At 66.7% G+C, this 13,486-nt stretch carries 11 protein-coding genes and 1 riboswitch; of the genes, 5 read left to right on the forward strand and 6 right to left on the reverse strand.

From position 1 onward, the window contains the following. Positions 1 to 501 precede the first annotated feature (501 nt). From Q0A15_RS01375 to Q0A15_RS01395, 5 genes are all read left to right on the forward strand, one after another. Positions 502 to 1,023 (forward strand): endonuclease domain-containing protein, encoded by a 522-nt coding sequence (locus Q0A15_RS01375; protein WP_291277748.1) that lies wholly within the window; start codon positions 502 to 504, stop codon positions 1,021 to 1,023. A 223-nt stretch (positions 1,024 to 1,246) separates the two neighbouring features. Continuing rightward, a riboswitch (glycine riboswitch) is annotated at positions 1,247 to 1,344 on the forward strand. A gap of 176 nt (positions 1,345 to 1,520) precedes the next feature. Next, the gene (gene gcvP / locus Q0A15_RS01380; protein WP_291277749.1) at positions 1,521 to 4,430 is read left to right on the forward strand and encodes an aminomethyl-transferring glycine dehydrogenase; all 2,910 of its coding nucleotides are present in this window, start codon (positions 1,521 to 1,523) and stop codon (positions 4,428 to 4,430) included. Positions 4,431 to 4,444: 14 nt separating this feature from the next. Next, positions 4,445 to 5,581, forward strand: coding sequence for a glycine cleavage system aminomethyltransferase GcvT (gene gcvT / locus Q0A15_RS01385; protein WP_291277750.1), 1,137 nt, complete (start codon positions 4,445 to 4,447; stop codon positions 5,579 to 5,581). A 51-nt stretch (positions 5,582 to 5,632) separates the two neighbouring features. Further along, positions 5,633 to 6,016 carry a glycine cleavage system protein GcvH gene (gene gcvH, locus Q0A15_RS01390; RefSeq protein ID WP_291277751.1) on the forward strand — a complete coding sequence of 128 codons (384 nt, stop codon included), beginning with the start codon at positions 5,633 to 5,635 and terminating at the stop codon, positions 6,014 to 6,016. Between the two features lie 153 nt (positions 6,017 to 6,169). Continuing rightward, positions 6,170 to 7,591, forward strand: coding sequence for an L-serine ammonia-lyase (locus Q0A15_RS01395; protein ID WP_291277752.1), 1,422 nt, complete (start codon positions 6,170 to 6,172; stop codon positions 7,589 to 7,591). Positions 7,592 to 7,606: 15 nt separating this feature from the next. Here the strand turns inward: Q0A15_RS01395 and Q0A15_RS01400 are convergent, their stop codons facing one another. The 6 genes from Q0A15_RS01400 to Q0A15_RS01425 all read right to left on the reverse strand — a co-directional run. Beyond that, positions 7,607 to 7,972, reverse strand: coding sequence for a hypothetical protein (locus Q0A15_RS01400; protein ID WP_291277753.1), 366 nt, complete (start codon positions 7,970 to 7,972; stop codon positions 7,607 to 7,609). A 97-nt stretch (positions 7,973 to 8,069) separates the two neighbouring features. Then, entirely contained in the window at positions 8,070 to 8,417 is a 348-nt protein-coding gene (locus Q0A15_RS01405) for a hypothetical protein (RefSeq protein WP_291277754.1), read from the reverse strand. A gap of 116 nt (positions 8,418 to 8,533) precedes the next feature. Beyond that, a complete protein-coding gene (locus Q0A15_RS01410; RefSeq protein WP_291277755.1) occupies positions 8,534 to 9,934 on the reverse strand; it encodes an MFS transporter in 1,401 nt (466 codons plus the stop codon). Next, entirely contained in the window at positions 9,931 to 11,016 is a 1,086-nt protein-coding gene (locus tag Q0A15_RS01415; protein WP_291277756.1) for an alpha-L-glutamate ligase, read from the reverse strand. The genes Q0A15_RS01410 and Q0A15_RS01415 overlap by 4 nt, the downstream gene beginning before the upstream one ends. Next, on the reverse strand, positions 11,013 to 12,404 hold the full coding sequence (locus tag Q0A15_RS01420; protein WP_291277757.1) for an amidohydrolase: 1,392 nt from the start codon (positions 12,402 to 12,404) through the stop codon (positions 11,013 to 11,015). The genes Q0A15_RS01415 and Q0A15_RS01420 overlap by 4 nt, the downstream gene beginning before the upstream one ends. A gap of 5 nt (positions 12,405 to 12,409) precedes the next feature. Further along, a partial coding sequence (locus tag Q0A15_RS01425) for an LLM class flavin-dependent oxidoreductase (protein WP_291277758.1) occupies positions 12,410 to 13,486 on the reverse strand: 1,077 nt, incomplete at its 5' end.

The following is a 13,486-nucleotide window of genomic DNA, read 5'->3' on the forward strand; positions in this document are numbered from 1 at the left end:
CCTGAGTCTGCAATGGGATCTGCGCCGACGTTGAGTTCCGAGAGACAGCGATGGGTCGACTCGGAAGTGACTCGTCGAGACGGAGCATCGGAGTGGATGGGGCAGGCTGACGGCGCGTCGTCCACAGCAACCCCCCGGAACAGCCCATTCTGGCGCCCTCGACGTGCCCGAGTGGGCCACACTTCCGGTATGGATAACGTCATGGCTCTGATGAAGTCGCTGGGCAACGTTGCGACGTGGAGCACCATGCGCCGCGGAGGGGTGACGGTTCAGCTCAGGGATCGCTACCTTGCCCATGGGTTCTTGTACCGCGTTCGGCGTGGGGTCTACTGCGCGCACGGGGTTGATCCCTCCGTCCGGGACGCCGCAGCGCACGGAGGCGCACTGACGTGCGTCTCTCTGCTGCAGGCCGCAGGAATCTGGGTGCTGCATCCTGCTCGTCAGGTTCACGTCTGGCTGGGAAAAGGCGGGAGGGCATTCGAGCACACAGGCTGTCGTTGCGTGGTCCACTATTCTTCCGGCCGGCCTGCGCCAGGCAAGGTGGATGTGGCCCTGGCCCTCATCCATCTGCATCACTGCCAGGGGGATGAGGCCTTCATCTGTTCCTATGAATCCGCGTGGAACCAAGGGTTGCTGACCGCGGCTGACAGGGAACGGATTCGGGCGGCGCTGCCGAAGAACGCGCGCTGGCTGTTGGACTTCGCTGTGTCCACCTCTCAGAGTGGGATCGAGACACTGCCACGGTTGAGGCTGCGGCCATACGGCTTCAAGGTGGCGTCGCAATTCAAGGCCGGACGGGATGAGGTGGACATCATCGTGGATGACTGTGTGCTCGTCGAAGCGGATGGGGACGAGAATCACTCGGGACCCAGTAAGCGCCACAAGGATCTGAGACGCGATGCCAGGACCTCCATCGAGGGGTACGAGACCCTGCGTTTTGACTACAGGCAGATCATCTATGACTGGCCAACGGTGGTGGCCGCCATCATGGCCGCCGTGGAGAGGGCTCGGGCCCGTCGCTGAAGGGCTTCGGGGGGCAACCGGTCAGTCCCAACGCAGGCTCAGATCCCAATGCGGGCGCATATGAGGCATCTGTGCCGACATCAGATTCTGCGCCGACGTTGGGTGGGCCCAGCCGACTGCGCCGACGTTGAGTGCGCGCAAGCGTGGTGGAAGGGGCAAGGGGTGACCTGCCGGACAGGGATCCCACAAGCAACCGACGTCCGGTAAGATTCTTTTCAGCCATCGACCCGTGGCGGGAGAGACCCTCCCGGTACCCGGGTGGGCGCCGAAGGAGCAATCCCTCCCCGGGAAACTCTCAGGCCCCCGCACCGCTACGGCGAGGCACCCCTGGAAAGTGAACGCAAGTCCCTGGACCGTGGTAGCGGTTTGAGGCTGGTGTTCCACCGAAGGTGCAAGCTCCTGCTGTGATGCAGGGCGCGGAAACTCTCAGGTCCAGTCACAGGGTGGGGAGGACAAGCCAGTACTGCACGCCGCCAGTGACCTCACCGAGGGAGAGCATGTCCACCGAATCCGTTTTCGCGCCCCGCCATATCGGCCCCCAGGGAAGCGACCAGCAGCAGATGCTGGCCGCCTTGGGCTACGACTCGCTGACAGCTCTGTCTGACGCTGCGGTCCCCGAGTCCATCAAGGCCGCGGAAGCACTGAACCTGCCCGACCCGCTCACCGAGGAAGAGGCGCTCGCCGCGCTGAAGCGCTTCGCGAAGCTGAACCACCCGCGCGTGCAGATGATCGGTCAGGGTTTCTACGACACGCATACTCCTGCCGTGATCCGCCGCAACGTGGTGGAGAACCCGGCCTGGTACACGGCGTACACCCCGTACCAGCCGGAGATCTCGCAGGGTCGCTTGGAGGCCCTGCTGAACTTCCAGACCATGGTGGAGGACCTGACCGGGCTGCCCATCGCGAATGCCTCCCTCCTCGACGAATCCTCTGCAGTGGCCGAGGCCGTCCTGCTCATGAGGCGGGCCACCAAGGCCAAGGCGGATGCCGTGACGGTCTTGGACAGGGACTTGTTCCCGCAGACCATCGCCGTGGTGCAGGGACGCGCCAGCGCGTTGGGCTTCGAGGTGGTCGTTGCCGACCTCTCCGACCCGGCCAACCTCCCAGAGGGCCCCATTTCCGGCATCGTGCTGCAGCAGCCCGGAGACTCCGGCGTCATCCGTGACCACGCGAAGATCATCGAGGCAGCGCACGAACGCAAGGCCAAGGTCACGGTCGCGGCCGACCTGCTCTCCCTGACGCTGATCACTCCTCCCGGTGAGCAGGGTGCGGACATCGCGGTGGGTAACTCCCAGCGCTTCGGCGTCCCGCTGTTCTTCGGTGGCCCCCACGCCGCGTACATGGCCGTGGCTCAGGGCCTTCAGCGTTCCATGCCCGGCCGTCTGGTCGGGGTCTCCCATGATGCTGTGGGCCGCCCCGCATACCGACTGGCCCTGCAGACGCGTGAGCAGCACATTCGCCGTGAGAAGGCCACCTCCAACATCTGCACCGCGCAGGCGCTGCTGGCCGTGGTCGCCTCGATGTACGCGGTGTACCACGGCCCGGCGGGCCTGAAGCGGATCGCCCAGCGCGTCCACGCTCGTGCATTGCAGGTCGCGGAGGGCGCCCGCGCAGCTGGCGCCACCGTCATGTCCGACGCCGCGGGGTCGGGTTTCTTCGACACCGTGCGTATCCGTGTGGAGGACAAGGCGTCCGACGTGGTGGCCGCCGCCGAGGCGGCGGGCGTGAACGTGCGTCCGTTGGACGAGGACACCTTCTCGGTCTCCACGGATGAGGTCACCACGGCCCATCACGTTGAACTCGTGGTCACGGCCATCGCCAAGGCCCTGGGCGCGGATCAGGAGGCCAGCTCGGACGCCGGGGCTGCGGCCACGCTGACCGAGGCGGGCGTCGAGGCCGACCTGGTCCGTACCAGCGACTACCTGACGCACCCGATCTTCCACACCATCAACTCCGAGACGCAGATGATGCGTTACCTGCGTCGCCTTTCGGATCGCGATCTGGCGCTGGATCGCACCATGATCCCGCTGGGTTCCTGCACCATGAAGCTCAATGCCGCGGCCGAGATGGAAGCCATCACCTGGCCCGAGTTCGCAGGCATTCACCCCTACGCCCCCACGGCCCAGACCGGCGGCTGGCGCGCGCTCATCGGTGACCTCGAGGACCGCCTGAGCGAGATCACCGGCTACGCCGGCGTGTCGCTGCAGCCCAACGCGGGTTCCCAAGGTGAGTACGCGGGACTGCTCGCCATCCGCCGTTTCCACCTGGCCAACGGCGACGACGACCGCGACGTGTGCCTGATCCCGGCCTCCGCGCACGGCACCAACGCGGCCTCCGCCGTGCTCGCAGGGCTGCGCGTGGTGGTCGTGAAGACGGCAGACAACGGCACCATCGACGCCGAGGACCTGGACGCCAAGATCGCGGCCCACGAAGGCAAGATCGCGGCCATCATGATCACCTACCCGTCCACGCACGGCGTGTATGAGGAGGAGGTCACCGATGTGACATCCAAGGTCCACGCGGCCGGCGGCCAGGTCTACATCGACGGCGCCAACATGAACGCTCTGGTGGGCCTGGCCCGTCCGGGCGCCTTCGGCGGCGACGTGTCCCACCTCAACCTGCACAAGACCTTCTGCATCCCTCACGGTGGCGGCGGACCGGGCGTCGGCCCCGTGGCCGTCGGCAAGCACCTGTTGCAGTTCCTGCCGGGTTCCGCGATCGGCCGCAAGTCCGAGCGGATGGAGGACCGTCACGGTGCACCGGTGGCGTCCGCGAGCTTCGGTTCCGCCGGCGTGCTGCCCATCTCCTGGGCCTACGTGGCCATGATGGGTGCAGACGGCCTGACCGAGGCAACGCAGAACGCGCTACTGGGTGCCAACTACGTGGCACACGAGCTGAACGACGCCTTCCCGGTGCTCTACACCGGAGGCGCCGGTCTCGTGGCGCACGAGTGCATCCTGGACCTGCGTGAGCTCACCGCCAAGACCGGCGTGACCGCCGCGGATGTGGCCAAGCGCCTCGTGGACTTCGGTTTCCACGCCCCAACCCTCTCCTTCCCCGTGGCAGGAACCCTGATGGTGGAACCCACGGAGAGCGAGGACAAGGGCGAACTGGATCGCTTCATCGCCGCGATGCGCGCCATCCGCGCCGAGATCGACGAGGTCGCTGACGGCATCCACACGCTGGAGGGTTCGCCGCTGCGCAACGCCCCGCACACCGCGGATGCCGTGGTCTCCACGAACTGGGACCGCAGCTACTCCCGTGAGCAGGCCGCCTTCCCGGGTGCCACGCCCACGGTGGACAAGTACTTCCCGCCGGTGGGACGTATCGACGAGGCAGCAGGTGACCGCAACCTGGTCTGCTCCTGCCCGTCGCCCGAGGCCTTCGACACTGCCGGAACCAACTGAGAGGGGACCACGCCATGAGCACGATCTCCCGTCACACCTCCCTGCACCCGGTCCATGAGGAACTGGGCGCCTCCTTCACCGACTTCGGTGGCTGGGACATGCCCCTGCGCTACGGTTCCGACAAGGCCGAGCACATCGCGGTGCGTACCGCGGCCGGCCTGTTCGATCTTTCCCACATGGGTGAGGTCTGGGTGTCCGGCCCCGACGCCGCCACGTACCTGAACACCGCGCTCGCGGGGAACCTGGCGCGCGTCTTGATCGGCAAGGCCAAGTACACGATGATCCTCAACGAGGACGCGGGCATCATCGACGACTTGATCGTCTACCGCATTGCGGAGACCAGGTACCTGGTGGTACCCAACGCCGGCAACGCTCCCGTCGTGGCTCAGGCGTTGAAGGACCGTGCGGCCGGATTCGATGTCGAGGTGCAGGACGCCTCAGCAGACACCGCACTGGTCGCGGTGCAGGGTCCCAACGCGGAGGCCATCATGCTGGCCGCCGTCTCCACGGAACACGACCGCTCCAGCGTCACGGCCCTGGGGTACTACGCCTGGACCTCCGTGGTCGTGGACGGCGTGGACGTGCTCCTGGCCCGCACCGGGTACACCGGTGAGGACGGCTTCGAGTTGTTCATCCCCTCCGACGCAGCCACGACGATCTGGGCGGCACTCACCGCAGCGGGCGAGGGCCACGGCCTGGTTCCCTGCGGGCTGGCCGCACGCGACTCCCTTCGTCTCGAGGCGGGGATGCCGCTCTACGGCCACGAGCTGAGCCTGGAAGGCACCCCCCTCCAGGCCGGATTGGGTCCCGTGGTGTCGCTGAAGAAGTCGGAGGACTTCGTCGGTCGCGCCGCCTTCGAGGCGGCCAAGGCCGCCGGGCAAGGCACGACGACGGGTCGTCGCCTCGTCGGGCTCCGCGGTGCCGGGCGCCGCGCGGCCCGCGCGGGGTACGCGGTCGTGGACCCCACGTCGTCGGACACTATTGGAGAGGTCACCTCCGGACTGCCCTCACCGACCCTGGGCTACCCCGTGGCGCTGGCGTACGTGGACGTGGCGCACGCTGCGACCGGTACCGAACTCGCGGTGGATCTGCGCGGCAAGGCCGAGGCGTTCACCGTGGTGGACCTGCCGTTCTACAGCCGCACCAAATAGACCTTTACTTCACGCACCTCAACTCTGCACGCACCACAACAAGGAGCAATCATGTCAGCCGTCAAATCAGATCTCCGTTACTCCGCAGAACACGAGTGGATCGACTCCTCCTCTCCCGCCAAGGTCGGCATCTCCCAGGTCGCAGCCGACGCCCTGGGCGACGTGGTCTACGTGGACCTCCCCGAGGCCGGCGCCGACGTGACCGCAGGCGAGACCTGCGGCGAGGTCGAGTCCACGAAGTCCGTCTCCGACCTGTACTCGCCGGTGACCGGAACCGTGGTGGAGGTCAACCAGGCCGCCATCGATTCCCCCGAACTGCTCAACTCCGACCCGTACGGCGAGGGCTGGCTGTTCACCGTGGAGGTCACCTCCGAGGGCGAGCTGCTCTCTGCCCAGGACTATGCCTCCGCGAACGGTGGCGACGTGACCGCCTGAGTCTCACCGGACTCTGACGGCTCCGCAGGAGCCTGACGCCCCGGATTCGGACTCGGGTCCGGGGCGTTTCTTCACCCAATTCGCGCTGTGTCCCCAGTCACAGCGCCTGTGTTGACCCCTTTTTCCCCACGCATCGCATGAGGAGGTACCCGCATGTACCTGAGCATCTTCGCCCTGTTCTCGGTCGGTCTCGGCCCGTCTTCGTCCCACACGGTGGGCCCGCTGCGCGCCGGCCACGACTTCGTCTCCCGGCTGGCTTCCGCCGGAGTCCTACAGCGGGTGACGTCCCTGCAGGTGGATGTCTACGGTTCCCTGTCCGCGACCGGGCGCGGGCACGGGACGTTCCCCGCGATCCTGCTTGGCTTGGAGGGCTGGCGCGTCGAGGAGATCGGGCCCGACGAGGCGGAGGCGCGTTACGCCGCATGGGACCTTGGCGAGCCGCTCGCCTTGGGCGCCCAGCTGGGGCGCGGGCCCGGTGTCGATGTGCGTTTTGCGGTGGAGGACATGATCCAGCACCCGCTCACGGTGCTGCCGAGGCACACCAACGGTATGAAACTGAAGGCCTTCTCCGGTTCCGGAGAGCTGCTGGCGGATGACACGTACTTCTCCATCGGCGGCGGATTCATCGAACGAGAGGGGGACGAGCACACCAACGACTTCGTCCAGGTGGACGTCCCCTATCCCTTCGACACCGCAGCCGAGCTGATGCAGCGCTGCGAGGAGACGGGCATGTCAATTTCCCAGGTGGCCATGGCCAACGAATGCGCGTTGAGGTCGGAAGCCGAGGTCGTGGCCGGGATCAATCACCTCTGGGATGTGATGGAGGCGTGCAAGAACTCCGCGCTGACGCGGACCGGAAGGTTGCCCGGCGGACTGGAGGTACGGCGTAGGGCACTGGACTGGCACACGCGACTGTCAGAACTCGACGTCAACCGGGACTTCGAATACTGGCAGGAGTGGGTCAACCTGACCGCGCTGGCTGTCAATGAGGAGAACGCCACGGGCGGGCGGATCGTCACGGCCCCCACCAACGGGGCGGCAGGCATCATTCCCGCCGTGGGCTTCTACGCCACGCACTATGCCCATGCGTCCAGGGGCAAGGACGCACAGGTCATCCGCGAGAACGTCCGCAAGTACTTGCTCGCCTCGGCTGCCGTGGGCAACCTGTACAAGAAGCAGGCCTCCATCTCCGGCGCCGAGGTCGGGTGCCAGGGCGAGGTGGGTTCCGCGTCCTCCATGGCCGCTGCCGGGCTGGCCGAGGTGCTGGGAGGGACCCCGCAACAGGTGGAGAACGCGGCCGAGATCGCGATGGAACACAACCTGGGTCTCACCTGCGACCCCATCGGCGGCCTGGTGCAGATTCCCTGTATCGAACGCAACGCGATTGCGTCCACGAAGGCCGTCAACGCCGCACGCATGGCGATGATGGGGGACGGTGATCACCGGGTGAGTCTGGATGAAGTCATCATCACCATGCGGGAGACCGGCAAGGACATGCTGGACAAGTACAAGGAGACCGCACGCGGCGGACTCGCTGTCAACGGTGCACTGACCGTCAACATGGTGGAATGCTGAGCGCTGCTCACGCTCTTACGCGTAGAGCAACCGAGGCTTCGGCGGCGCCAGGCTGATCACCGTGCTTCCCTTGGAGATGGTCACGTTGGGTCCATGCCTGCGGACCACGAGCTTGCCGGTGAGGCAATTGATCGCCAGGTCACGGATCGCCTGTTCCGCGGGAGAACAGAATTCGAGGGTGCGCACTCCGGAATCCTCGGTATGCCATGTGTCTGCCTCGATGGAGAGGATGCGGAAACGGGGATTGTTCGCGACTCCTTCCGGCATGATGAGGCCGCCCGCGGCCGGGCGTTCTGGCAGATAGACGCCGCTCCATTGGCCAACCGGCACGGGGCGGCCGTCCACGGTCACCATCGCGACGGCGTACTCGAGCTGTTTCATACGTGACCCTCTCAGGAGCTGGACACCGGTGTTGTGTCCTGTGTCACGCTAGCCGAAAGGGCTGTGCCCTGGATAGAAATACCATCCGAGCGGTGTGTCAGTGGGCGGGACGGAGCTGATTCTCCACCGGCCACTGAAGGCGATAAACCTGCAACTGAGAAGTGATGTCTCCGAAATCGTCCACCTTGACCGTGATCCCCTCGGGGGAGACCTCGAGGATGCGCACCTGGACCTCCGGTTCTCCCTCCGGCTGGTAGATGTACGGGTGAGCCAAGTACCCGATGCCGGTTTCCTCGAAATACTCCTCGATGCCCAACCAATCGCACGGCGGCGACGTTCGCCCCAGGAGATCGACCGATACGAAATCCTCGCCGTGCGGCACGATCCATCCGAGGAGTTCCCTGTCGTTGCGTCGGTGTTCTATCCAGTGTTCGGGGATGGGCATAGGGTCCAGGGTAGGCGCGTCTTGCACGGTTGAACACTCTCGATCTGTGGCTGAAGGCTCGGCGATCCGACGGCTCGCGTGGGTCTCCCGCGGTCCCCCACACGTCGTCGGCCGGGTCACGCCGTCCCCGCCCGGAAGGACGGAAGCAGCGTCGCGGCTGACGCGATCGCGGTGAGGGCGGTGCCGAGCAGGAGAACGCGGACCAGCGCCTCCGGAGTGGTCCCGCCTGCCAGTAACAGCCCCGTTCCCAAGGCCACCAAGAAGGTGGCAGCCAACCGCTGCGTGAGTTGTAGGAAGGACGCCGCGACGCCGTTCATACCGGCCGGGGCGTGGGACAAGGTGATCGCACGCAGCGGTGGTTCGACGATCCCGCCGGCGACGCCGGTGACGACCTGCAGCAGCACCAGCGTCACGATCAGGGCGGTGCCGTCCAGGAGTACAACGGTCACCGCCAGGGTCGCGAGACTCAAGGCCTCCAGCCCGGTCCCGAGCGTGGCGGTGAAGGATCCCCACCGTGTATAGGTGCGGGAGGCAGCACGCGCGGACACGAACCTGGCGAGCGCCGCCGGCAGCAACAAGGTCGCCAGGCCCAGAGCCGGGAAGCCTACGCCGTCCAGGAGGTAGATGGTCAGTGTGGTGTTGGCGGTCAACACGGACCCGAACCACAACGAGGCCATGACGTTGCCGAGGACGAAGCCGCGCGAACGCATGAGAGCGGGGACAAAGATCGGGACAAGGCCGCGCCGGGCATAACGTCGTTCCCACCAGGCCAGGCACAGCCCGAGCGCCACGGCCGCGCCGATGATCCCCGAGGAGACCGGCAACGGCAGTCCCGGGTCGATCGCGGGCAGGGTGACCAGTACCACGATGGCGCCGAGCATCGCGATGCCAGGAAGATCCAGCGACCTCGGGTCGTGGCTGGCGCTGCGACCATCGTCTCGAGGAAGTCCTCGCGCGGCGACCCAGATCACCGCAACCGTGAAGGGCAGCGGGAGCAGCAACGCCAGGCGCCACCCCAGGTCTTCGGGGAGCAACAGCACGGCCCCCGCCACGGGAGGGCCAACCAGTGCCGCCGCGGCGCCGGCGGCGGCATACGAGCCGAGGGCGCGAACACGTTGCGCCCCACGGAAGTGGTCCTGGAGGAGGCAGAGCACCTGCGCGCTGATGCACCCTGCCCCGGCGCCCTGCACCCATCTCCCGACCAGCAGCATCAGGATCCCCGGAGCGGAGGCCGAGACCACGACACCAACGGCGAAGAGCGAAAGCCCGATGATGAGCAGGAGCCTGCGGCCCAACGCGTCACCCAGCCGGCCCGCGGGCACAAGGCCCAGGCCGAAGGTCAGCGAATAGGCCGAGAGGTACCACTGGATGTCTGATGGTGTGGCGCCAAGACTCTCCTGGACCGAGGGCGCGGTGTAGGACACGAAGCCGGAGTCGAGGAGGGTCGCGAAACCCGCACCGACGCTGCAGCGCAACGCTGCCTTCGCTGCCTGGCCCTCTCCGGTGTCGCCGCTCACGACGAGGCGCCGAGCTGAACCTCACGGCTGAGCAGGCGGCCGAGATGGGCCACGATGGAATCCGGTCCACCAGCGATGCCCACCTCCTGGGCCCGCTTTTCCACGTCCGGGTTGTAGTTCGTGTTCGTGTTCACGTCGTAGGCGACGATGCGAGCGTCATCGGTCTCGATGAACTCGACTCCTGCGATGCCGACGCCCTCCGCTGCCAGGAAGTCCCGGTACCGATCCAGAACCGGGTGGGTGAATCCCTCCCTGAGGGAGAAGATGGCCTGTCCGGGGGCCGGGGCGGCCTCGGCGCCCGGAGGCACCACGGGGCGGCCGCTGACCGGGTCCACCTCGCACGCATCGGCCGGGCAGAGCTGGAATCCTCCGTGAACGGTGTCGGCGGCCAGGGTGTAGAGGTGGCGGTCACCGACGAACTCTGCTCGAGAGATGAACCCTCCCGCCGGTCGGAGGTACTCCTGGAGCAGCAGGATGCCGTCCACGGGCCAGTCCGCCAGAGCCGACTCGCGGCGTTCGGGATCGTTCAATTCCTCCTCGATCCGCTCGACCTCCGTTCGGAACGCAGCATGTGAATCGAATCGGCGCACACCGAGCCCCTTGCCACCCTGGTTGTGTTTGGTGATGAAGGGGGTCGGGAGTGCTTGCGCCGCGAGGTCAAGCCTGCGCAGGGTCTGCTTGGTGGGCTGCCCCACCACGCTGATGGTGCGCGGAACATCGATGCCGTGTGCGGCCAGGCGCGAGAGTTGGTGCACCTTGCTGACCTCGAGCTCGATGGCGCGACGCCCGTTGACCGTGGTGCGCCCGTGGCCCTCCAACCAAGAGAGGACGGAGCGCGCGAAGTCCTTGGACAGAACGTGGCCTCGGGTGTGTGACGAGGCGCTGATCCGTGACCAGAACACGCCCTCGGGAGGCGTCCGGTCCAGATCGAGCTCGCCCGCGACCAGGTTCCATGGGACCACGGGAACACCCGCCCGCTCGAACGCGGCCGCGAAGGGAGGCCACCACTCGTGGTTCTCGTGGAGCACGTACACGGCGGGAATGTCCGTGCTGGGGAGGCCCGTATCGGTGGGGGTGGTCATGAGAAGAATCCTTCGACGTCGATGGTTCCGCCCGCCTGCTCGAACTCGTCGCGAACAGCCGCACGGAGATGGGGGTCATGCAGGAAATCGGCGGCGATGGCGGCCAGCGCGAAGACGGCATCATCGAGCCCGCGTTTTCCTTCGGGACCGCCGGCGTACCTTGCGAATTCGTTGGTGTGGATGCCGACCTCCTCTCCGCTGATCTTCAACACCGGATGCAGGCCAGGAAGACGCTGGCTGATATTGCCGAAATCGCTGGACGCCGCCAGATGCGACGGCGTGGTGGATGCATCGAGCACCGTACGTCCCTGGGACGCCTGATGCACGGCCCAACGCTCGCCCAACGCGCGGTTGTGGCGGATGGGCAGCGTGAACGGCTGGGGATCCCAGTCGATGCTCACCCCCGTACCCGTTGCGAGGGCCACCCCATGGGAGATGTCGTCGAGTCGGTCGCTGAGTTCACGCAGGGTCTGCGGCAGTTCGGACCGGACGTAGTACTGGACGGTGGCGGTTTCGGGGATGATGTTGGGGCGTTGGCCGCCGTCGGTGACGTTGGCGTGGATTCGGTCGCCGGGGTAGAGCTGTTGTCGCAACAGGGCGACGGCCTGGTAATGCAGGGCAACGGCGTCAAGGGCGTTACGCCCCTGGAAGGGCGAGGCCGAGGCATGCGCTGCGACGCCGTGGTAGGTGATGTCGACGATACGGCGACCGATGAACGGATGATCGATCGAGTCGAATCCGAAGGGGTGGGCCATGATCGCCGCGTCGATCCCGTCGAAGGCACCACGCGCAGCCAGGATCTCCTTGCCGTTGCCGCCTTCCTCGGCGGGGGTCCCGAGCAACACCACCTCACCCGGGACCACTGGTTCGCCGAGTTCCCGGGAGGCCTCGAGCACCGCGAGGAACGCACCCACGGAGGAGGCTCCGATGATGTTGTGCCCACAGGCGTGACCTACGCCGGGCAGGGCGTCGTACTCGGCGAGGATCGCCAGCCGCTGTGCACCCGTGCGCTCCGCACGGGGATCCACCGGCGTACCGTCGATGGTTCGCGCCACGAAGGCGGTGGGCAGTCCGTGATGGTTCGCCTCGCTCGGCACGCCGTGCCGCTGGAGAACCTCCCTGATCGCGGCCACACTGCGGTGCTCGTCGAAGCCCTCCTCGCGGAGCTCGAACAGCTCGTCGGCGAGGGCCTCGATCTCCGGGCGGAGCGCGTCCCTGGCGCGTTCGATGACGTCGAGCACCGACTGTGGCGCCCCTTGGGCCGCTGACGTGATGGGCGAGGACGCGTGTGCCCTGGTCCGCGCTCGCCGGGAGGCCTCGGCGACATAGGTGGTGCTCGGGGTCGTGGGCCGCTCGCCGAGGCGTACGTCGAAGGTCGGTGAGTCCACGGTGCTCACCGCCCCGCCGGCGCGAATCGTTCGAGCTCGGGTGCGACCTCGTCCCTGAACAGTTCCAGGCTGCGCAGCCAGGTGTCTCTGGGGTAGTGCCCCTGGTGCCCGTCGATGGAGATGGCGCTGAAGCCATAGGCGTCGTGATAGCGGCGCAGCTTCTGCAGGGCCTTCTCCGGTGTGCCGATCAGGAACGAGGATCGCTCGATGTAGTCCTCGAAACTGTGGAACAAGGTGTCCGGGTCGAAGTTGTTGAAGGTGTCGACCTGACCGGCGAAGTGTTCCTCGTAGATGGGCCTGAAGATCTCCTCAGCCTCCTCCTGGGTTTCCGTGAGCAGCACGCTGAATCCGGCGCCGACGCGGGCGTCGGCCGGGTCACGCCCGGCCTCGGCCCACGCCCTTCGATAGTGCTCGACGAGTGGGCGGTACCCTTCCACGGTTTTCTGTCGGTTCGCGACCCAGATGGGGTCGCCGTGCCTTGCGGCCAGTTCCACGGTCTTCGTGGAGGTGGATGAACCGTGCCAGGTCGGGATGCGGCGTTGGAACGGGCGCGGGTAAGTCACGGCGTCCCTCAAGGGGGTGCGACGGATGGAGGGGGCGTTCGGATCCGGTTCCCAGGTCACCGGCTCCTCCGACCAGAGCGCGCGCAGCAGCTCATAGTTCTCTCGTTGCGTTGCCCAGGCGTGCTCGCGACTGATGCCGAAGAGTTCGCTCTGTTCTGGGCCGTTGCCCTTGCCGACGATCAGTTCCAGCCGACCCCCGGCAAGGTGGTCCAGGGTGGCATAGTCCTCGGCCACCCTCACCGGATCGAGCACGCTCAGCAGCGTCACACCGGTGAACAGGCGCAGCGAGGTGGTGCGTGCGGCGATGTGGGAGAGGATCACCGGTGGGGCGCTGGAGAGGAACGGGGCGTGGTGGCGCTCACCCACCGAGTAGCCGTCGAATCCCAGTTCCTCGAACAACTGCGCGTTCTCGACGACCTGGGTGAGTCGTTCGTGTTCCGTGGGCGGCGTGTGGCTGTCGGGTGCTGGGAAGTTGGGGACGATGTCCAGGCCGATGATCGAGGCCACGGGGTTGACTCC

It is taken from the genome of Galactobacter sp., from assembly GCF_022712295.1.
In the GTDB taxonomy this organism is placed as follows: Bacteria; Actinomycetota; Actinomycetes; order Actinomycetales; family Micrococcaceae; genus Galactobacter.